20 protein-coding genes and 1 tRNA gene are annotated in these 21,836 nt (G+C 32.6%); 8 read left to right on the top strand and 13 right to left on the bottom strand.

Annotated elements, in window-relative coordinates; all coding sequences use genetic code 11:
• The first annotated feature begins 81 nt into the window (after positions 1-81).
• Together DG508_RS08125 and DG508_RS08120 are read left to right on the top strand one after the other, a co-directional pair.
• Positions 82-2,250 (top strand): prolyl oligopeptidase family serine peptidase, encoded by a 2,169-nt coding sequence (locus tag DG508_RS08125; protein ID WP_108867669.1) that lies wholly within the window; start codon positions 82-84, stop codon positions 2,248-2,250.
• Positions 2,251-2,330: 80 nt separating this feature from the next.
• Positions 2,331-3,302 carry an ABC transporter ATP-binding protein gene (locus tag DG508_RS08120; RefSeq protein WP_108867668.1) on the top strand — a complete coding sequence of 324 codons (972 nt, stop codon included), beginning with the start codon at positions 2,331-2,333 and terminating at the stop codon, positions 3,300-3,302.
• On the opposite strand, the gene DG508_RS08115 is transcribed toward DG508_RS08120, so the two are convergent.
• The 5 genes from DG508_RS08115 to DG508_RS08095 form a co-directional block, all read right to left on the bottom strand.
• Positions 3,299-4,057: a UDP-2,3-diacylglucosamine diphosphatase gene (locus DG508_RS08115; protein ID WP_108867667.1), complete on the bottom strand. Its 759-nt coding sequence runs from the start codon at positions 4,055-4,057 to the stop codon at positions 3,299-3,301. The genes DG508_RS08120 and DG508_RS08115 overlap by 4 nt on opposite strands.
• Before the next feature lie 49 nt (positions 4,058-4,106).
• Positions 4,107-4,559 (bottom strand): 6-pyruvoyl trahydropterin synthase family protein, encoded by a 453-nt coding sequence (locus tag DG508_RS08110; protein WP_108867666.1) that lies wholly within the window; start codon positions 4,557-4,559, stop codon positions 4,107-4,109.
• Between the two features lie 583 nt (positions 4,560-5,142).
• Positions 5,143-5,907 carry an enoyl-CoA hydratase/isomerase family protein gene (locus tag DG508_RS08105; RefSeq protein WP_416354244.1) on the bottom strand — a complete coding sequence of 255 codons (765 nt, stop codon included), beginning with the start codon at positions 5,905-5,907 and terminating at the stop codon, positions 5,143-5,145.
• 187 nt (positions 5,908-6,094) lie between these two features.
• Complete coding sequence (locus tag DG508_RS08100; protein WP_108867665.1) at positions 6,095-7,432, bottom strand: MATE family efflux transporter; 1,338 nt, start codon at positions 7,430-7,432, stop codon at positions 6,095-6,097.
• The gene (locus DG508_RS08095) at positions 7,429-7,929 is read right to left on the bottom strand and encodes a GNAT family N-acetyltransferase (RefSeq protein ID WP_108867664.1); all 501 of its coding nucleotides are present in this window, start codon (positions 7,927-7,929) and stop codon (positions 7,429-7,431) included. Before DG508_RS08095 ends, DG508_RS08100 begins: the two co-directional genes overlap by 4 nt.
• 179 nt (positions 7,930-8,108) lie before the next feature.
• Here DG508_RS08095 and DG508_RS08090 point away from each other — a divergent pair.
• Positions 8,109-8,185: transfer RNA gene (locus tag DG508_RS08090), tRNA-Ala, on the top strand.
• Positions 8,186-8,285: 100 nt separating this feature from the next.
• Here the strand turns inward: DG508_RS08090 and DG508_RS08085 are convergent.
• Positions 8,286-10,376 (bottom strand): WG repeat-containing protein, encoded by a 2,091-nt coding sequence (locus DG508_RS08085; protein ID WP_108867663.1) that lies wholly within the window; start codon positions 10,374-10,376, stop codon positions 8,286-8,288.
• Between the two features lie 667 nt (positions 10,377-11,043).
• Entirely contained in the window at positions 11,044-11,376 is a 333-nt protein-coding gene (locus tag DG508_RS08080; protein ID WP_159090757.1) for a hypothetical protein, read from the bottom strand.
• A gap of 517 nt (positions 11,377-11,893) precedes the next feature.
• Here DG508_RS08080 and DG508_RS08075 point away from each other — a divergent pair.
• A complete protein-coding gene (locus tag DG508_RS08075) occupies positions 11,894-12,925 on the top strand; it encodes an aldo/keto reductase (protein WP_108867661.1) in 1,032 nt (343 codons plus the stop codon).
• Positions 12,926-13,038: 113 nt separating this feature from the next.
• Here DG508_RS08075 and DG508_RS21455 read toward each other — a convergent pair whose 3' ends face one another.
• Positions 13,039-13,239, bottom strand: coding sequence for a helix-turn-helix domain-containing protein (locus DG508_RS21455; RefSeq protein ID WP_416354245.1), 201 nt, complete (start codon positions 13,237-13,239; stop codon positions 13,039-13,041).
• 343 nt (positions 13,240-13,582) lie between these two features.
• Here DG508_RS21455 and DG508_RS08065 point away from each other — a divergent pair, with 343 nt between their 5' ends.
• Entirely contained in the window at positions 13,583-13,921 is a 339-nt protein-coding gene (locus DG508_RS08065; protein WP_108867659.1) for a hypothetical protein, read from the top strand.
• Positions 13,922-13,966: 45 nt separating this feature from the next.
• Here DG508_RS08065 and radA read toward each other — a convergent pair whose 3' ends face one another.
• Positions 13,967-15,334: a DNA repair protein RadA gene (gene radA, locus DG508_RS08060; protein ID WP_108867658.1), complete on the bottom strand. Its 1,368-nt coding sequence runs from the start codon at positions 15,332-15,334 to the stop codon at positions 13,967-13,969.
• Between the two features lie 191 nt (positions 15,335-15,525).
• Here radA and DG508_RS20980 point away from each other — a divergent pair, with 191 nt between their 5' ends.
• Positions 15,526-15,693 carry a hypothetical protein gene (locus tag DG508_RS20980; RefSeq protein ID WP_159090755.1) on the top strand — a complete coding sequence of 56 codons (168 nt, stop codon included), beginning with the start codon at positions 15,526-15,528 and terminating at the stop codon, positions 15,691-15,693.
• Between the two features lie 120 nt (positions 15,694-15,813).
• Here DG508_RS20980 and DG508_RS08055 read toward each other — a convergent pair whose 3' ends face one another.
• Genes DG508_RS08055 through panC form a run of 4 tightly spaced genes read right to left on the bottom strand, consistent with a single transcriptional unit; the run spans position 15,814 to position 19,198 of the window.
• Entirely contained in the window at positions 15,814-16,959 is a 1,146-nt protein-coding gene (locus DG508_RS08055) for an alpha/beta hydrolase (RefSeq protein ID WP_103866654.1), read from the bottom strand.
• 51 nt (positions 16,960-17,010) lie between these two features.
• Positions 17,011-17,976, bottom strand: coding sequence for a lysylphosphatidylglycerol synthase transmembrane domain-containing protein (locus DG508_RS08050; protein ID WP_108867657.1), 966 nt, complete (start codon positions 17,974-17,976; stop codon positions 17,011-17,013).
• Between the two features lie 3 nt (positions 17,977-17,979).
• The gene (gene panD, locus DG508_RS08045; RefSeq protein ID WP_108867656.1) at positions 17,980-18,330 is read right to left on the bottom strand and encodes an aspartate 1-decarboxylase; all 351 of its coding nucleotides are present in this window, start codon (positions 18,328-18,330) and stop codon (positions 17,980-17,982) included.
• Between the two features lie 19 nt (positions 18,331-18,349).
• Entirely contained in the window at positions 18,350-19,198 is an 849-nt protein-coding gene (gene panC / locus DG508_RS08040) for a pantoate--beta-alanine ligase (protein ID WP_108867655.1), read from the bottom strand.
• Positions 19,199-19,308: 110 nt separating this feature from the next.
• Here panC and DG508_RS08035 point away from each other — a divergent pair, with 110 nt between their 5' ends.
• Both DG508_RS08035 and DG508_RS08030 read left to right on the top strand, forming a co-directional pair.
• The gene (locus DG508_RS08035) at positions 19,309-20,118 is read left to right on the top strand and encodes a glycogen/starch synthase (RefSeq protein WP_108867654.1); all 810 of its coding nucleotides are present in this window, start codon (positions 19,309-19,311) and stop codon (positions 20,116-20,118) included.
• 21 nt (positions 20,119-20,139) lie between these two features.
• Positions 20,140-21,804, top strand: a complete 1,665-nt coding sequence (locus DG508_RS08030) for a DUF4270 domain-containing protein (protein ID WP_108867653.1) — start codon at positions 20,140-20,142, stop codon at positions 21,802-21,804.
• Positions 21,805-21,836 lie beyond the last annotated feature (32 nt).

Below are 21,836 nucleotides of genomic sequence, written 5' to 3'. Positions count from 1 at the left end.
GGCAGTCTTTTTTTATATTTTCTTTAGCATTTATAGCAACTTCTTTTGATAGATTTGTGCACTATACTAATGTATTATATCATGAAAAAAGCACTTTTTCTAGTATCCATCACTGTATTAATGATGGCATGCAAGAACCAAACTAAGGAAGAACCGAATAAAACTACTACGACATTGAATTATCCTGAAACCAAAACAGTGGATACAGTAAATACGTATTTTGGCACTGAAATAAAAGACCCATATCGTTGGCTTGAAGATGATAGAAGTGAGGAAACTGGAAATTGGGTAGCAGCACAAAACAAAACTACATTTGGTTACCTAGAAAAAATTCCATTCAGAAAAGAACTAAAAGATCGTTTATCTAACCTCTGGAATTATGAAAAAGTAGGAGCTCCATTCAAAGAAGGAGGTTACACCTATTTTTCTAAAAATAATGGATTGCAAGACCAAAATGTTCTCTACCGTTATAAAAACGAAGGAGACGAACCAGAGATATTTCTAGACCCAAATACATTTAGCAAAGATGGTACAACCTCATTAGGAGGAATCAATTTTTCTAAAAACGGTAAATTGGTAGCCTATGCTATTTCTGAAGGAGGGAGTGATTGGCGTAAGATAATTATCAAGAATGCAGAAACCAAAGAAATTATAGAAGACACAATTATCGATGTTAAGTTTTCTGGAATTTCTTGGAAAGGAAACGAAGGGTTTTATTACTCTAGTTATGATAAGCCAAAAGGGAGTGAGCTATCTGCCAAAACAGATCAGCATAAAGTATATTATCACAAGTTGGGAACCTCTCAAAAAGAGGATGCTTTGATTTATGGAGGAACAGAAGAAGAAAAACACCGATATGTAAGTGCCAGTGTTACAGAAGATGATATGTACCTTATTATATCTGCAAGTATTTCTACATCAGGAAATAAATTGTTTATAAAAGACCTTACAAAACCATATAGTAAATTAGTTACTATTATGGAGAATACAGATAATGACACCTATGTTATAGAAAATGTAGGAACTACATTGTATCTGGTTACCAATCTGGATGCCCCTAATAAAAGAATTGTTACCGTAGATGCATCTAATCCAACACCAGAAAACTGGAAAGATTTTATTCCTGAAACAAAAAATGTGCTTAGCCCTAATACAGGAGGAGGATATTTTTTTGCTGGGTATATGGTGGATGCTGTATCCAAGGTACTACAATATGATTATGACGGAAAATTAATTCGAGAAGTAGAATTACCTGGTGTAGGAAGTGCTAATGGATTTGGTGCAAAAAAAGAAGAAAAAGAACTATACTATTCTTTTACCAATTACAAAACACCAAATAGTATTTATAAATATACTATTGCAGATGGAACTTCTGAAGTATATCGTAAGCCTGCAATAGATTTTAATCCAGACAACTACGAAAGCAAGCAAGTTTTTTATACTTCAAAAGATGGTACAAAAGTACCTATGATTATTACTCATAAAAAAGGAATTGAGCTTACGGGTAAGAATCCAACTATTTTATATGGTTACGGAGGATTTAATATAAGTCTTACCCCTGCATTTAATATTGCAAATGTTGTATGGATGGAGCAAGGAGGAGTCTATGCAGTACCAAACCTGAGAGGTGGTGGTGAATATGGTAAAAAGTGGCATGATGCAGGTACAAAAATGCAAAAACAAAATGTGTTTGATGATTTTATAGCAGCAGCAGAATACCTAATAGACAATAAATATACATCTAGTGATTATCTAGCGGTTCGCGGAGGTTCTAATGGGGGATTATTGGTAGGTGCTACCATGACGCAAAGACCAGACCTTATGAAAGTAGCATTGCCTGCGGTAGGAGTGCTAGATATGTTGCGTTATCACACGTTTACCTCAGGAGAAGGGTGGGCGTATGATTATGGTACCTCTGCAGATAGTAAAGAGATGTTTGAGTACCTAAAAGGATATTCTCCTGTACATAATGTAAAAAAAGGAGTACAATATCCTGCAACTATGGTTACTACAGGAGATCATGATGATCGTGTAGTACCAGCACACTCGTTTAAATTTGCGGCAGAGTTACAGGCAAAACAATCAGGAGATAACCCTACTTTGATCAGAATCGAAACGAATGCTGGTCATGGTGCAGGAACGCCAGTGAGTAAAATTATCGAACAATATGCAGATATGTTTGGATTTGTGCTCTATAATATGGGGTATGAAGTGTTGCCAGAAAAAGCTACAAAAGAAATAAAAAGCTAAACCCTTGGTTTATAAAATAAAAAAGTCCGTTTTCTGAAAAGGAAGCGGATTTTTTTGTTAAAGTTCAATATATTTGAGTAATGCTAAAAATAGATAACATATCCTTTGCTTATGATACACTTCCTGTTTTAAAAAACATTAGTTTTACTATTGAAAAAGGGCAGCATATTGCTCTTATAGGAGCTAGTGGATGCGGGAAAAGCACATTATTAAAAGTTATTTATGGTCTTTTGGATATAGACCAAGGAGAACTCTCATGGAATGGTAACAAAATATTAGGTCCACTTTTTAATCTTGTACCAGGAGAAGAGAATATGAAATACCTATCACAAGGTTTTGAGCTACAATCCTATCGCAGTGTTGCAGAAAATATAGGGCAATATCTTTCTAATTTTGAACCCGAATTAAAACAAGGTAGAGTCAATGAATTACTAGAAATAGTAGAAATGGTAAGTTTTGCAGATACCAAAGTAGAAAACTTGAGTGGAGGTCAAAAACAAAGAGTAGCCCTAGCAAAAGCATTGGCAAAAAGACCAGAATTATTATTGCTTGATGAACCATTTGGTAATATTGATAACTTTAGACGTAGTTCTTTGCGAAGAAACCTATTTAGGTATCTGAAACGAAACAAGATCACCAGTATTACGGCTACGCATGACAAAACCGATATACTTTCTTTTGCAGATCAAACAATAGTAATTCGTCAAGGAGAGATTCTTACCAAAGAGAATACAATCACCTTATATAAAAACCCTGCAGATTATTATATAGCTTCTCTCTTTGGAGAAGTTAATAAAATCAAATTATCTTCGATTTCTACCCTAGATGATACAGGTGAAATTCTGATATATCCTCATGAGATAAAAGTGCATCCTGATGCTAAAAATAAAGCAAGGATAAAAAAGGCATACTTCAACGGAAACTATTATTTGATTGAAGCTGTACTTGATAATTCATTAATTTTCTTTAATCACCATAGCAAATTGGTAGCTAGAGAAATGATAGGAGTTACAGTTGCAGATGAAATTATCGAGAAACGAAAACGAATTTAAGGGGTGTATTTTTCTAATTTTAGTTCATTACCATCGTACACAGCATACGTATAATGTACAATCCAATCTCCAAGGTTGGTGTATAATGATTGTTCATTTAATTGTATTTCCATAGGGAGGTGTCTATGACCAAACACAAAATAATCTCTATGCTTATTTTCTAATTTTCTTTTGCAATATTGTACCAGCCATTCATTATCTTCTCCTAAATAAGTTACATCTTCATCTCCAGAAATCAGTTTGTTTTTTACAGATAGATATTGTGCTAATCGCACACCTAAATCGGGATGTAGCCATCTGAAAAACCACTTGGCAATTGGATTGGTAAATACTTTTTTCATTCGTTTATATCCCTTGTCTCCAGGCCCTAGACCGTCACCGTGACCAATAAAAAAAGTAGTGTCATTAAAAGTAAATTCTTGAGGTTTGTGATATACAGGTATATTCAGTTCTTCTTCAAAATAACCATTCATCCATAAATCGTGGTTACCTACAAAATAATATACAGGGATTCCAGCATCTGTGATTTCTGCTAATTTACCAAGTGTTCTGGTAAATCCTTTAGGGACTACAGTCTTATATTCAAACCAAAAATCAAATAAATCTCCTAATAAAAAGATAGCTGCAGCATCATTTTTTACCTCATCTAGCCATTGTACAAATTTTTGTTCTCTGGGAAAACTCTGTTCAGATGTTGGAGCTCCTAAGTGATTATCACTGGCAAAATATATTTTTTTCCCTTTAGGAAGGTTCATAGGTGTAATTTATATAGTAAAGATAAAAAAGAACAAGCCTCTTGTAAGTTTACATATTATCAGAGGCATACCATTCTGCATAGGAAGTCTCTGTTTCTTTTAATTTCAAAGAATGTAACTTGATATTCTCAGGTAATTTGGCTTTAATTTTCTTTGCAAAATCAATAATCATATTCTCACTGGTAGGTTGATAATCTACTAATATAACATTGTGTCCTCTGTCTTGTAGTATTTTTGCTAATTCAAGATGAGGTGTATTCTTATTAAAAACAGTGGCATGGTCAAAAACATCTTCGATATCTTCTTTTACGATTTTTTTGAGATCGCCAAAATCGATTACCATTCCTAGTTTTACATGAGAGGTATCGGTAATAGGAGTTCCTATTACGGTTACACTTAGTTTATAACTATGCCCATGAACATTTTTACATTTACCATCATATCCATATAAGGCATGACCTGTTTCAAAAGAAAATTGTTTCGTGATACGAACTTTACTCATCGCTTACTTTGTAATTTTTGACAAAGTTACGGAAGATTACTTTGTTTTTCTCTTATTTATAAAGTAAACCACAATCAAAATAATTCCTAATATCAAGAATAATCCATTGCCACCTAAAAAGTTGAGTATTTCCATAGTTTTTTATATAAAATAAGATTATTAATACTAAACGGGTATTAGTGTGTAATGATACCAAATAAATTTTGAATTTGATAATATCCTTGGTATTAGAGCAAAAATAAAGCGGGTTCTACCCGCTTTATTACTTTTATAAGGTTAGGTGAAATACAATTCCTAAAAAAAGTAAATCACAATAAATAAATCTTAGCATGCAGTTTTGCACGCATTATAACTTGCCAGACAATTAGAGCCTCCAGTTGTTAAACAAGTGATATAATCTCGTCTGCAATCAAGAAAACAATTTCTAGAAGCTCCTCCATTAATACTTGATTGTTCTGCTTTTTTTAAAGGCTGAACATTACTTAAATTTAAAAGATTTTTTAACATGATTATAGGTTTTAAATTGTAAGGATGTAATGTAGGAAAAATAATACGGCAATTAATGAGGTTTCCCGTAGCTCTCTTATTTTTTGAATTTTTCTAATGCGTTTTTAGTAAACTCAGAAAGAGCAAGTTCTCCAGATATAATTGCTCTCTCTATAAGAAGTTCTTGCCAATGTTCTGTTCCTTGCCAGTTTACTTTTTTCATTTGCTGAGTTGCTTTTGGGTTATAACTAGCTATTTTTTCGGCAAATAGTTGTATTTCTTTATCTAATTCTGATAAGGTTTCAAAAACACGAGCATACAACCCTTTTTCTTTGGCCCAATATGCATTCTTCCATTGAGAGGCATCCCATGTTAATGTTTCAAAAGCAGCACGACCTATTTTTCGCGAAACAGCAGGCTCGATAACAAAAGGGCCTATGCCAATACTGAGTTCACTAAGTTTTATCGAAGCAGCTTCAGTAGCCAAGCAATAATCACATGCAGAAGCTAATCCTACTCCTCCACCAACAGTTTTACCTTGTATACGTCCAAGAATAGGTTTTTTGCATGTTCGCATAGCATTGATCACATTGGCAAACCCTGAAAAAAAATGTTTTCCTTCTTCTATGTTTGATATGGCTGTTAATTCATCAAAAGAAGCTCCTGCACAAAAAGCACGATCTCCTTCTGATTTTAAAATAATTACATATACAGATGGATCTTCTGATAATTCATCAAAAGCTTTCGCTAATCTAGTAAGTAATATAGAAGGAAAAGAATTACTGGCATCATGACCAAATTCTATTGTTGCAATATTGTTTTCGGTATGTGTATATAAACTTCCGTTGGATCTTGGTATCATTATTGTTGTAACTTTTATAGTAAAAATAATCAATACTATTTATATGATAATATAATATCTAATAGAAGTTTATATAAATAGTAGATAAAATATAAGGAAATATGCTAGAACAATTTTTTGAAAAAAATAGATTGCGAATAGGAATTCTTTTAATTCTTATCTATGCACCATTATTATTTATACTTATTTATCCTTTTTGAGTAATTAGGGGTAAAAACTTATTCCTAAACTTGAGGATAAGAGATATACCTCTGAATAAGGTCCATACAGTAAATGCAATCCATATTCCGTATAGTTTTAGGTCAAACAAATTACATAAATACAATGTTGGGATAAAGCCTAAAAATGTTGCTCCTAATAACACATTTCTCAAATACCCCATTTCTCCTAACCCTTTAAATATTCCATCAAATACAAAGGCAAATCCATTGATAGGTTGTACAATCAATACTATAAAAAAGACACTATAAAATGTGTCTAGCACAATAGCTTCACTTGTAAATAGTTTTCCGATAGCTTCATAAAATATAAAACCAAATGTTGCTAGAATGAGACTTACAAAAATTCCATAAGTAGTGACACGTTTACTTAGTTTCCATAGTGATTTGTAATCTTTGGCTCCCAGTAGTTTTCCGCTTAAGATATTACCAGCACCACCATACCCATCAATAAAAAATGCAGTAAACATCCATATATTCATTGCTATGGTATAAGCGGCAATATACTCATCGCCATATTCTGTGGCATTAGAAGTGGCAAAATATAATGCTGTATTCAGAGCAATAGATCGTACAAAAAGATTAAGGCTCATAGTAACCAGTCTGCCCAGCTCTTTGTTTATAGGGAAACGTAATTTGAGACTCACATTAGTTTTGGTTAATAACAATATAAAGACAATAATTGCCATGATAAGTTGAGAGATGAGACTTGCCCATGCTGCTCCTCGAATTCCCATAAAAGGAATAACTCCTTCAATACCATAAACAAGTATAAAGTCTAGTATAATATTGGTTATCGCACCGATCAATGCAACGATCATTGGCCAAAAGGTATTTTGAAGTCCTCTAAAGATTCCAAAAACGGCAAATGTGAATAAGGTTAACGGGAATCCCCATACTCTGATATCATAATATGCTACACAATATTCTAGAATGAGACCTGATGCATTGTAAAGTTTAAAAATCTCTTCAACAAAAAAAACAGTGGATAAGAGTACAATTATACTGAGGCTTATATTAAAAAAGATGGCCTGTGCGGGTAATGTTTTTACTTCTTCTATTTTACCTGCTCCTAAATATTGTGAAATAATAGCAGAAATAGCACTACGGGTTTGCCCAAGAATCCAGATTAGAGCAGATAAAAATGACCCTACAATTCCTGCCGCAGCAAGAGATTCTGTACCATAGTCAGGAATATTACCTACAATAGCTGTATCTGTTATTGAGAGTAGTGGTTCTGCGATACCAGCAACAATAGCAGGTATAGCGAGACGGTTGATGTTTTTAAAACTAATTATTGTACTCATAGAGTGAGCTCATAACAATGAAAAGGATGTTCGCTCTGTTTTGGAAAATAAATATCATCCAGACGTTGATATCCTCGGATTTCATAAAATTTTTGATTTCTTTTATTTTGACTAAAGGTGTCTAGTCTTATGGACTGATATTGGTTTTCTTTGGCATATTGTTTTGCAAATGTCATTATCTGTTGTGCATATCCTTGCCCCCAGTATAAAGGATGAACTGCTACACGGTGTACATATAGGTTATTGTGGTTGTTGGTTAACCATTTTACGGATATATATTCATCATCCATGAAATCGGTAAGTACAATTATACCTATAAGATGTTTATTTTCTTCATAAAGATATAGCTCTCCAGATTGAACATCTTTTTCAAAACGTTCCTGCGTAGGGTAGTGTTCATTCCATTGATGAATTCCGCTAGCAATCATAGCCTTGGCACAATCTTGAGTTAAAGAATGAATGGCAGTAAGATCAGAGGATAAAGCTTTACGAATCATAATTGTAAGAAAATTCAAAAATACGAACTTTATGGGCTAGAAAATAATGATCTGGGATATTCAAAGATACTATTTATCAGAGGAGTTATTCTCACGGTTATAAAAATAAAAATGCTTTGTATTTATAAATGAAAAAAATAAGTATTTTTGGTATCGATATCGTTACTACTGATAAGATTGGGGATGTAGCTCAGTTGGCTAGAGCGCTTGACTGGCAGTCAAGAGGTCGTGGGTTCGAATCCCATCTTCTCCACCAAAAGAGAATCTTGGTTGAAAAGAGTCAAGGTTCTCTTTTTTACATAGATGTAATTATTGTTACGTTTATTGAAAATACAGAGATGTTTTACTAATAGGGACTAATTATTACTGGATTCTTTGCCTTTGATTAAATTTCCTTCTGCATCATAACTTTCTTCATTGTATAAATGATACTCAGCCTCATTAGTATCTATGGTTATTGAGGATGATTGAATATTGTCTGAAAATTGCTTAAATATTTTATTGTTTTTGTCAATCAAAAAAGCTGTCTCATTTTTTTCTACACAAGCATATTTCTCCATAAAATATCTGGCATTTTCATATAAGAAAGGGATTACAATTTTCCCATTACTATTTATGTAGCCCCATAATCCTGTATCATTATTTCTTACTGCTGCTAAACCATTAGAAAATGATTTTGCTTCTTTATAAGAATTTAGGTCAATTATAACTTTACCTTCTTTATTTATAAATGCTTTATTCTTTACCTGCATAAAATTGTTTTCAGAGGATTTTTTATAAACCAATAGTAAGCCATCTTTACCGAACCCGTTTTTGCCAGACACATCTTCAAAATCATTCCATTTACCATTGGTTATATTCTTACCTTGCAGCGTATATATGTCTTTTTTGTCGTAGTACATATCAGTATTAATAGATGTAAAAACAAGATTGCCTTTTATTTGTATAGAACTAAATGTTTTGTTCAATACCTTCCTTCCTTTTTTATCATAGAGTTCTTCTTGATTATTCAAATCAGTAATAAAAAAACCATTAACAGGTCTTATGTAATCATACTTCATAGGTATAATGATATGCCCAGTTTTAGCATTAATAACCCCTTCTGGGCCATTGGTTTTCTTTTCTATATTAACAAGGTTCTCTGGGAAAACTTCATATTCATCTAGTTTATAGTCTACTAGCTTTAGTATGTTATTGTTTGTGTCTAACCAGTAGGTTTGATTTAGATCTTCTTTGTGTTTTCCATGGTAATAGTAATCATTTGCCATTCGTAAATCTTCAAATTCAGGAAAGATAACCCAGCCCCCTTTTTCGTTTACAAAACCCATTTTTTCTTTTTCCTTATCTACTGCTAAAAAATAATTAATTTTTGGTTTTTGATCGCGTTTTGATCTTTTTACGATATAAGTTTCTTTAACCTTTGTAGAAACCCCTGTTTGGATATAAACTTTTACTTTTTGTACATTACCTGAGAACTGATACTTAGATAATGTTACCTGTTCATTTTTAGGAGATGTTGGCGTGTTTTTTAGTAAAAAATTTCCTAATGCTTCTTTTGATTTGATTTTTTTACTATCAATTTGTTTTATGGTAGTTTTTAATGTGTTATTAAAACATTCTAGATAAGATAGCATTTCTTCAGAAGGTCTTGTGTTGCTTGAACTGCCTATGTGTTTTAAGTTTTTCTCACTTTTATGAACACCCTTAACAGCTATTATTTTTTCTCTAATACTATTAGGGTAGCTTAATAAGATAGTGTTTTCCATCTTGTTTTCCAGAGCTATTGTTCCTGTAGGTAATTTTGTTCTAGTATTTTTATGCTCTAAAATTATTTCCTCTATGATAGGGTAGGTATAAGTAATGTTGACTTGTATACTATCTATGTATTTTGAAGAAGGTATGGTTACACCAAGTTCTCTGTATGAAACTTTATCAAAACCAATTGTATCTTTTGATATCGTTTTATCGGTATTAAAAACCTTTTCTATTTGTATAGAAGGCATATTTTGAGGATCATTCCAGTACTCTTTTACAATATCCATATTTAAAGAATAGATATCCATTGATACGTATGAACTAGAATATTCTATCTGTTGTCTTATAAATAGTTTTGAAAAAAAACGATTTAATCGAGTTGCTAGAGTGTCATTAGGGAGGATTGGATCAGAAAAATCATCAAAAATAGCTTCTTTACGATAGGTAGTATCTTCTGTGCCAATAGAGAATTCAAGATTTGTTTTGGAAAATTTAAGTAATAAAGAAACTCCTTCTTGTTGCTCTTTTAGAAAATGATGTGCTTGATCTAAGCTAAGTGTATCTATAGAAGTTAGCAAGATATTATCCTTTTTAATTGTATTGCCTAGCTCATTGCATGAGTTTGTTTGGCTATCACAAGAGGATATAAAAATTATAAATGATAAGCTTATAAACTGTCTTAGGTATTTCATTTTTGAAAAATTTTAAAAAGCAGGAGTTTTTGTGTTTTTATAAGAAAAAAGAAGCGCGTTATAATAGTGTCTAATTGCAATTAATGTGATTGATTTTTTATATATATGATACTAAAATTATAAATCATAACAAATGTACAAGAACCTTTGTTTACTATGATATGAAATCATAAACATGTTTTTTGTGAGTTTTGAATTATAAGATGTAAACACAATACTCCAAAACAAGACTTCCCTCACTCAAACTTATGTTTCCCTCATTATCGATTTTATAGCATGAAGGTATATATTACTTTTAGATAAACCAATGAAGGTATATGTACTATTACAATATCTTGAATACGAAGAGGGGGGTGATTATAAAGAGTATAACAAAGGAGAAAATAGTATAGATAATTGAGTTTGTATACATTCAATCCTAAAATGTATTTGATGGATGTTGGAGGAATTAATTTTTAGGTTGGTTAGTTGTGTAAAACGGGTGCGACAAGGGGTAGTCGCATCCGTTTTTTTAAAGAGAGGCCTGAAAGAAAAATAAAATGTCAGTATGAATACAATGCGTGATCTGTTGCCTGATTTTTGTAAGAATTAACAGATTGACTGATCCTCAAATATGACGGAGGACGAAGGTTCTTCCAGACCTCTTCTTCAGGTTTTAATGAGCAATCTAATTATATCCTTCGTTTTTAGGGGTAAACCATTCACCTCTAGCATTGGTGTATACAGTTTTGGTAGTATTACCTGTTTTTAAAATCAATTTGTAATTGCCAGTATTATCAGTAAATGCTTTTGCAATAGTAGCCTTAGGGAAATCTTTTTCTACAGCAGCCTTAATAATTTCAGAAAGCTTGTCTGTTTTTATTAGAGTATAACTATCTTGGTCAAAATAAGGATCACTTTCTACAATAGGTAAAGCATCTTCATCATATTGTTGTCCATACGTGATTTGAGATGAATAGAACACAGAGCATATGACTAATATTATGTTTATCTTTTTCATTTTTTTTAAGTTAAGTTTGTCAATAATAACATAGAATTTACCAAGCATAATTAATTGTTTATTGCTTTTCTTTGTTATAAAATTTTGGAGTTTGTAAGGCTACAATCTTAGTAAATGTTAACTTCAATTGTTTAGGGTCGTTACGTTGTGTTTATGAATTGATAAATAGAAAGAAATTATCATTCCAGAACAGTTTAATAATTTGTTTAAATTCAAATAACTGATTGTTAGTCAGTTATGCTGTTTTTGTTTTTGACTGACATAGAATATATGTTGATTGATATGTCTTGGTTGTAGATATCTTTCACATATTTAAGAGGATAGTTAGGTCAAAAATAAAATTGCTGTGATATGTTGATTTGCTCCTTTCTAAAAAACTCTTAATTTATTATGATAATTTTTAGACTAAAAAAAACAAGAGTTTCTACTTTTGATTGAAATTGAAAAATGAGAAGTGTGTCATGAAATAAGATCTCATTTTAATAGTTTTTCTCAACTTAAATTATATTCAAGAAGAATGAAGTACACCACATTACCAGGTACCGATATACAAGTAAGTAAGATATGTTTAGGCAGTATGACCTGGGGAGAACAAAATACAGAAGCAGAAGGGCATCAGCAATTAGATTATGCGATTGATAAAGGAATTAATTTTATTGATACAGCAGAATTGTACTCTGTACCAGCTAGCAAAGAAACTCAAGGCAGTACAGAAAGAATAATTGGAACATGGTTACAGAAAACCAAAAAAAGAGAAGAAGTAGTTCTAGCAACAAAAATTGTTGGTCCAAGAGATTTTGTAAGCCATATTCGTACAGGAGGATTTACAAAAAAAGAATTTGCAGATGCAATTCATAATAGCTTACAACGATTACAAACAGAATATATCGATTTATATCAATTACATTGGCCAGAAAGGAACACGAATTTTTTTGGAATAAGAGGATATACACATGATGAAACAGAACAATGGAATGATAATTTCAACGAAGTACTCAGTTGCCTTCAAGGGTTTGTTGCAGAAGGAAAAATACGGCAAATAGGGCTATCTAATGAAACCCCTTATGGAGTGATGCGTTATACAGAAGAAGCACGAAAAGGGTTGCCAAAAATGATTACAGTTCAAAACCCATATAATTTATTAAACCGAAAAGATGAAATAGGTCTTACTGAGGTTCTACATAGAGAGCAGATAGGGCATTTGCCATATTCTCCACTCGGTTTTGGTCAATTGACAGGGAAATACCTTGAAGAAACCCCTAAAAATGCTAGAGTAACACTATTTCCTCAATTTTCTAGATATCACAATGAGAAATCATTTGAAGCTACAAGAGCCTATAATGAAATTGCAAAAAAACACAATATTAGTTTAACACAAATGGCTTTGGCGTTTGTAAATGATCGTCCTTTTGTAACTAGTAATATTATAGGAGCAACATCACTAGAGCAACTAAAAGAGAATATAGAGAGTATTCATATTACATTATCTGATGAAATCCTTGACGAGATCGAATCTGTACATGAGAATAATCCAAACCCTGCACCTTAACCAAATAAAACTTTATCGGAAATAACCTCTAGTTTTTTTATTCGCTATCATATTTTCTTAGGCAAAGATTTCTATCATTAGATTTTATTTGCCTATGATGACTTTTGTACTTGCTATTTTTTAATATCCTGTTCTATGTCTTTTAGCAATTCACTCATTGTTAAGTTGAGCGACTTAGAAATTCTAAAAAGCATGCCTATTTTCATTTCTTGAGTCCCTTTTATATATTTTCTGAGATTTTCAACATCAATACCTGCTTCATGAGCAACTTTTTTTACCGAAAATGACTCTAACTTATATGAGTTTCCATATATCGAATTAATTATTACAAAACTTAGGGTAAAAGTAACACTAAGAATTGTTAAGTAAGGTTACCTTAAATGGACGCAAAATCAACTTACCACATTAGAGGTACTGGTATACCCTGCAAACAATAAGAAGGTCTGCGTCCAAATTATAATAGGTTTACTTAATCTAGTTTGTAAAAACAACCAATTTCCTAAGGTGAGACTCTAAGTAATAGCTTCAATATTTTTAACACTAAGATCGTAAATATATGTAATAAAATTATCAGTTGTTTACAACCGATTGTTTACGATCACTTATAAATAATCCATTATATGTACCTTCATTATTATAAAAAAAACATACAATAAAATGAAAATAGGTATAGAAACTCAAGATTTTCCAGAATTTAATCTATCTACAGATCAGGATTTGATTTTATTTTTAATTAAAAATGAATTATTAGGCACCCGATTTATAAATCAATTGAATACAGTAGGCTTTGATACTTCTTTTTTTAGCTTTGATTTAGGTAGTGCAATTTTATCATTAATGGGTTTTAGGAATCGTACTGATGCACTATGGGAGTGGTATTACATTATATTAGATTCCTATGCAACAAAGGTTTGTTTAGGAGATCATATAGCTATCAGAGCTATTGCTTTTGATTTTTATATAGCATTGCGAATCAAGCTAAATACTGAGCAATGACGAGGTTAAAAAGATATCCAAGAGGTCTTTTGTTATCAATAAATGTTATCCAAAAAGATACTCGACAATATCTTCGATTTTGGAGACTAATTGAATTTTTATTTGAGTGTTTTGAAGAGAGATTTTGTTGTATTTAGAAACAAAAATAGTGGAGAAACCTAATTTTTCTGCTTCTTGTATACGTTGCTCTACTTTGTTTACTGGTCGCACCTCTCCTGCCAGTCCCACTTCTGCAGCAAAGCAAAAATCTTTTTGAATAGGGATATCTTCACTAGATGATAATATAGCCCCAACAACTGCAAGATCAATAGCAGGATCATCTACTGTGATTCCTCCTGTGATATTAAGGAATACATCTTTGGCACCAAGTCTGAAACCAGCTCGTTTTTCTAGAACAGCCAATATCATATTGAGACGTTTTAGGTTATACCCTGTAGCACTACGTTGAGGAGTACCATACACCGCAGTACTTACCAATGCTTGTATTTCTATCATAAGAGGTCGCATACCTTCTACCGTAGATGCAATAGTAGTACCACTTAATTCTTCATCTTTTTTAGAAATTAGAATCTCGCTGGGGTTATTTACTTCTCGTAGTCCATTTCCTAGCATCTCATAGATTCCTAATTCGGCAGTAGAGCCAAATCGGTTTTTTAAAGCTCGCAAGATTCGATATACATGATTACGATCCCCTTCAAACTGTAGTACGGTATCCACCATATGTTCAAGGATTTTTGGACCTGCAATATTTCCATCCTTTGTGATATGGCCAATCAGTAGAACAGGAGTAGCCGTCTCTTTGGCAAATTTGATTAATTCTGTAGTACATTCTCTGATTTGAGAAATACTACCAGCACTACTTTCTATATAATCACTATGCAATGTTTGTATAGAATCTATAATGACAATATCGGGCTGTATTTCTTCTATTTGTCTAAAAATATTTTGCGTTTTGGTCTCAGTAAGAATAAGACAATTATCTGTTTTAGAATGTATGCGTTCTGCTCGCATTTTTATCTGTTGCTGGCTTTCTTCTCCAGAAACATATAATGTTTTGTATGGTAGTTTAAGGCTGATTTGTAATAATAAAGTACTTTTTCCTATTCCTGGTTCACCCCCTAATAAAGTTAATGATCCAGGAACTAGGCCACCGCCAAGAACTCGGTTTAATTCTGCATCATCTGTATTGTATCGCGCCTCTTGACCTGTATGTATTTCTGAGATTCGTAAAGGTTTGGACACTTTGCTGGTTTTTGATGTAGATGTAGCATTTTTCCAATCATTGGTAGTAGTTTTTTGGAGTACCTCTTCTGCAATAGTATTCCATGCTTTACACGAAGTGCATTGTCCTTGCCATTTGGCATATTGTGCACCACAGTTCTGACAGAAAAAAACAGTTTTTACTTTGGCCATATAAGTATTGATAAAAGCGTAAAAATACTATTTTTTAAAAGGAATGATAGAGCCCAAAATTTATTTTATAAACGGATAAGAAGGAGGGGGTGTTTGTATGAGACTGTAAGATTTGTTTAAAAAGATTGTATATTTAATAGTGCTTATGGTGTTGACTATAAGTGATTTAATTAACCGCTAAATATAATAACATGAAAATTCTAAAATTAAAAAATGTAAAAGAAATTGGTAAAAACGCTCAAAAAGAAATTAATGGAGGGGATAGACGGCCTAATTGTGTGGATCGTATTTGTATGAGAGCATGTATAAAAGCAGGAGGAAGACCTGCTGAATGCTATAATGCATGTATGCTTTGTTAGTTTCTGTTGAACACTATTTTATTTCAAACTAAAAAAAATCTCCAGAGAATCATTTGATTCTCTGGAGATTTTGCCTTAAAACAATTTATGCTTTTACATTATCAGATTATAGGTGAGATGTTACCACCCAAAATCTTCTTTGATTTTGTTTACTTTGTCTAGCATGTAATCTTTAGTTAAGAATGCAACCTCAGAAAGCTGAAACCCACTTTCGTATGCTCTCATAGCCTTTTTTGGTTCACCAGTTTGTTCATAGAACATTCCTAGATAATAATAACCCAACATAAGGTCAGAGTATTCTTTTAGTGCAAGTTTTCCTAAAGGCTCTAATTCTGACCAATTTTCATTTTTTTCTATTGCAGTAGATACTGCAATAAAATCATTGACTCTAATTTTACGTTTTATACCATATAATTTCTCTGTAGTTTTATAGATATCTACCAGATAGTCATAAGGAGATGTCTCTAGAGTAAGTAATACCTCTTTGTATGTTTTTTTGCTTATAGGCCTGTACATTTCAAAAATATCTTCTAGAGCCTTTGGGATAGCTTTTCCTACCAAGGTGTAATGAGAAGACTCTTCAAAATTATCAAAAAAGTAGCTCACCTCAGGGTTTTCAATAGCAGAAAGCTTCTCGTCTAATGCCACAAGATCTTTTTTGATATTTTCGGCATCATTGGTTGCAGTGGCTAAGTAATACCAGATTTCTGAAGAAGAGGCTAATTTATTGGCAATTCGTTCACCCATAGGTGGTCCAAGCTCTGCACTTAAGCAGATATATCCATGAAAGATAGGGTTGTCCTTGAATAAAAAGTAGTTTATAAAATTAGCCGTATAATCATGACCAACAATAATTTTAAGCTCGGCTGTACGATATGTCTGATTGAGATAAGGAACCAGTTCTTGACCAATGAATTCATAAAATTCTGCTCCTTTTTCTGTAGGTAGATACTCTGCTACATCATACCTGCAATCATCAACTCTTGTTTTACGTTGATTTACCCCTACAACGATAGATTCAGGCATATCTTCCCAGTATGAGAAATAATCTACATTTCCAGCAACAGGTTCAAATAAGTAATCACCATCCAAGACAATAATTAGTGGATATGTTTTATCTTCATTTTTCTTATAATTACGAGGGAGTTGTATTTTTAACTCTCTGTTTTGGTCTAATTTGATAGATCTGAAAGATTCATAGATTGCCTGCCCATAGCTAGAAGAGGCAAAAACAAAGGCAATAATGAGAAGTATACTTTTTTTCATAAGTAGTATTAGGATTACGGTTAAGCAAGGGACAATATATAAATTATTTCCTTATTTCTCTCTGTTTACAATAGGTAGAAACAAAAAGGATAACGCCCCAATGATTATATTTATTGCAGTTTGAGACCCCCAAAGGATCCATCCAAAAGCTTCTCCCGCTGGTTTCTCGACATCAAAAAGTAATAAAACTGCTGATATAGCAATAGGAAACGCACCAATCCCTCCATTGGTCGTAGACATAGCAAATGAACCTGCAACAAAGGTTGCTAATACAGGGCCTATTGATAGATTTGCTGTTTCAGGAACTGTAAATTTGATAATGTAAAACATACCTATATAAAGGATCCAGATCAAAAATGTATGAAAAACAAAAGCGCCTTTTTGCTTTATTTTAGAAATACTCTTTACTCCCTCTAAAAGACCTTCTCCAAAATTGCGTAATTTAACTAATATTGGATTTTTAGATGTTTTTATTATTCTTAAAAACACAACCCCAATGATTAATAAGCCTACTAAAACAGCAAGTGTAATAAAAGGGCTTGCAATTTTTTCTGATAAATAGGATAATAAATGTTCAGATTGAAAAAGAAAGGTAATAGCGATAACCAGTAAAAGCATTAGTAAATCAATAACGCGCTCAGAAATAATAGTTCCAAACGCTTTTTTGAAAGGTATTCTTTCATAGGTTGATATAGTGCCAGCACGAAGAATCTCTCCAGATCTTGGAATTCCTAAGTTGGCAAGATAACCAACCATAAGTGCCATAAAGCTATTTGATAATTTGATAGAATGTCCAAGAGGTTCTATAGCAAATTTCCATCGATATGCTCTGGATAAGTGAGAGATGACTCCCATTATCAGGGATAAAATAATCCATTTTGGATTAGCTTGAGTAATATATTGAATTGTTTTCTGTCTTTCCTCGGGAGAGGCAGAAGAGATAGAATACCAAATTAAAAAAACTCCCAGTGCTAATGGGAGTATAATTTTGAGAAACTTTATAAGTTTGGGTTTCACTATTTATTTTAATAAGTTATTTTCTTCATTAGGAAAAAGAAGGCTAGGTTTAAAATTTTTGGCCTCTTCGATATCCATCATAGCATAGGTGATTAATATAAGCACATCTCCTTTGGCTACTTTTCTTGCAGCAGCTCCATTAAGTGTGATTTCACCACTATTTCTTGGGCCTGGAATGGCATAGGTTTCCAGACGTTCTCCATTATTATTATTTACGATCTGCACTTTTTCTCCTTCAATAATATTGGCAGCATCCATTAAATCTTGATCGATAGTGATACTACCGATATAATTAAGATCCGCACCCGTTACTTTAACGCGATGAATTTTTGATTTTACTACGTGTACAAACATGTTACAAAGTTAGTTATTTTTAATTTAGGGCAATGTTATCAATAAGTCTTATTTCTCCCGCAAATACAGCTATAAAAGCTCTGTATTTAGTGTTTTTATATTTTCTTTGAATAGATTTCAAATCAGATACTTTGGCAATTTCAAAATATTCTAATGTTAATTCATCATTATTTTCGAATTGTTCTGATACCCATTTGTTTAACATATGAACACTTTTTGTGCCAAAGTCATTTTTAACCTGTGTTAAGATTTGATAAATTAAAGGAGATACCTCAAGTTGATTCTGGTTTAGCCTTTTGTTTCGTGAGCTGAGAGCCAATCCATTTTCTTCACGATAAATAGGGCAACCGACAATTTGAACTGACATATTTTCAATGTCAACCAGTCTTCTTACAATTTGTAGTTGTTGAAAATCTTTTTCGCCAAAATAAGCTTTATCTGGAGTAACAATCTCAAAAAAATGTTTTAAAACAGTTCCTACCCCATCAAAATGACCTGGTCTAAATTTGCCTTCCATTTGATTTTCTAATCCACCAAAGTTATAAGATATAGAGGTCACCTGATCCCCATAAATTTCTTTTGGAGAAGGAGCAAATACAATAATTTCTTTTGATACATCAGACAAAAGTTCGATATCTGAGTCAAGAGTTCTGGGATAATTCACCAAATCTTCTTGATTATTAAACTGTGTTGGATTTACAAAAATACTTACAACAACGGTTTGATTTTCGTTGAGAGCTCTTTTTATAAGAGCAAGATGTCCCATGTGTAATGCTCCCATAGTGGGAACAAACCCAATAGTTTTATTCTGTTTTTTTAAGGATGCAACATCGCTTTGGATGTCCCGTCTTTTTTTGAGTAACCGCATCGGTATAAAGCTTAAAGGCGTGCAAAAATAAGATATTACTGGCAGACTGCATAAATTTTCGTAATTTTGCAAAATTAATTCCAAAAGGGGACGATAAAAGTATCGAGTATATGAAAGATAAGAGGATATTGTATGTATCATCAGAAGTAATACCTTACCTGCCAGAGACTGAAATCTCATCTATGTCTTTTGAAGCGCCAAGAATGGTAAACAATAAAGGGGGGCAAATAAGAATATTTATGCCAAGATATGGAAATATCAATGAACGAAGGCACCAATTACATGAGGTAATTCGGCTTTCTGGTATGAATTTGGTAATTAACGATTTAGATATGCCGCTTATAATAAAAGTAGCTTCGATTCCAAAAGAACGAATGCAGGTGTATTTTATTGATAATGAAGATTATTTTAAGAGGAAAGCAACGTTGACAGATGAAGAAGGGAAACTGTTTCCTGATAATGACGAACGAGCAATATTTTTTGCAAAGGGAGTTATAGAAACAGTGAAAAAACTAAATTGGTCACCAGATATAATCCATGTGCACGGTTGGTTAGCTTCGCTTCTTCCTTTGTACCTAAAGCATTATTATGCAAATGAACCTCTTTTTGGTCATAGTAAAATTGTAACCTCGGTATATGACCATGGTTATGAAGGAACACTAGATAAGAACATGATGGAAAAGGTGAAGTTTGATGGTATTGCAGAAGAGAAAATAAGCGATTTAGCAAAACCAACATACAATAGCCTGATGAAGGTGGCTGTTGATAATTCTGATGCGGTAATTGTAGGGTCTGAAGAAATCCCGTCTGAGCTTGTCGAACATTTAAAAACCATAGATCAGCCAGTTTTAGAATATAAACGACCAGATGAATTTGCTGATGCCTATGAGGCTTTTTATCAGACAGAAGTACTGGTGTAAGTAAACACGATTAAATTATTTATGAAATTGAAGAACACTTTTTTTAAGATAACAACTATTGTAGTTGTTGTATCAGCCTTTTTTTCTTGTAATGATGATTTTAATACTGTAGGTAGTGAGGTTATAGGAGATATTAATTTTAAAGATGATCAATACGCCGCTATACCAAAAGCATATAGTAAAAGGTTTGAAAGAGTGCGTTCAAATAATTTGGTCAAACAAGTATCAGGTAATCAGGTTAGTTATCATGCCAATATGCTTGGTGTATATGATGATCCCGTATATGGGCAATCAACCTATAGTGTCTTGTCTCAAGTTCAGTTGCAACAGTTAAATCCTAATTTTGGCACCAATGCAGTATTAGATAGTGTTGTTTTTAGTATGCCATATTTGAGTAGAGCAACAGGAACGACACAAGTACAGATTGACGCAAATACTACTGAAACAGCAACAACATATAGTTTAGATTCTGTTTATGGGAATCAACCAATAAAATTATCACTATATAAGTCAAATTACTTTTTAAGAGATTTTGACCCTGCTACAGATGAAAGACAAGTGTATTTTTCTGATGATATTAATACTAATTTTGCAGCAGAGGTAGAAAAAACGTTATTGTATACAAACGATTCTTTTGTACCATCTGCTAAAGAGGTAGTGCTGAGAGTAGAAACAGCTTCAGGTGATAATACGACTACCACTAGAAGTAGATTAACGCCAAGGTTGAGATTTAAATTTTCTGAAGAAATTAAAACATTGTTTAAAACATTGTTCTTGGACAAACAAGGAAGTTCGGAGTTGAGTAATGCTAATAATTTTAGAAATTATTTTAGAGGAATATATGTGAAGGCAGAGCCAGAAATAGGTGGAGGTGGTAATCTTGTGTATCTTAACATGAGAGATGCACAAATAACACTGCATTATAGTTTTGATGTAACAAATACTAGTAATAGTACTACTACTCGTGATCAAGGAGAATTAGTGCTAGGCTTTTCTAATACAGTTATAAATTCTATAGAAAGTAACTTGAATACTGTGATTACAGATGAATTGAAAGAAGAAAATCAAGACGCTGTAAATGGAGAAGAAAGCTTATATCTAAAAGGAGGTGATGGAGCATACGCAATAGTAGATTTATTTGGAGGCAACATTACCAATGAAAAAGGAGAAGAAGAGAATGAGCTTGATTTCTTAAAAAGGCAAGATTGGTTGGTAAACGAAGCAAGTCTTACATTTTATATAGATAAGAATAAAGTTACTACTGGCGGAGATACTGAGCCAGAACGAATCTATATATTTAATGCAGAAACAGGAGAGCCTCTTATTGATTATGTCATAGATGGTTCGGATAGTTCAGAGCAGCCTTTGTTATCAAGAGTTAACCATTTAGGCCCTATTAGCCGTGATTCTGATAAGAATGGAGAATTTTATAAAATACAAGTCACTCAACATGTAATAAATGTTCTTAATGGTGACACAGAAAATGTTAAATTGGGAGTGTCTGTATCTCAAAACATAAACTACATAACAGTAGTTGATAATACCCCTACAATAAAAACAGATAACGAGATAATCCCAACGTCATCAATTGTTTCTCACGAAGGTACAATTCTCTATGGTAATGGAGCAGGTGTGCCTGAGTCAAAACGTTTAAAGCTGGATATTTTTTATACAGCGGCAAAATAAAGATTAACAAACAATCATTAAAAAAACTAAAT

The organism is Aquimarina aquimarini (assembly GCF_900299535.1).
In the GTDB taxonomy this organism is placed as follows: Bacteria; Bacteroidota; Bacteroidia; order Flavobacteriales; family Flavobacteriaceae; genus Aquimarina; species Aquimarina aquimarini.
The sequence above is the reverse complement of the archived record's forward strand: the minus strand, read 5'-3'. Positions and strand labels throughout refer to the sequence as shown.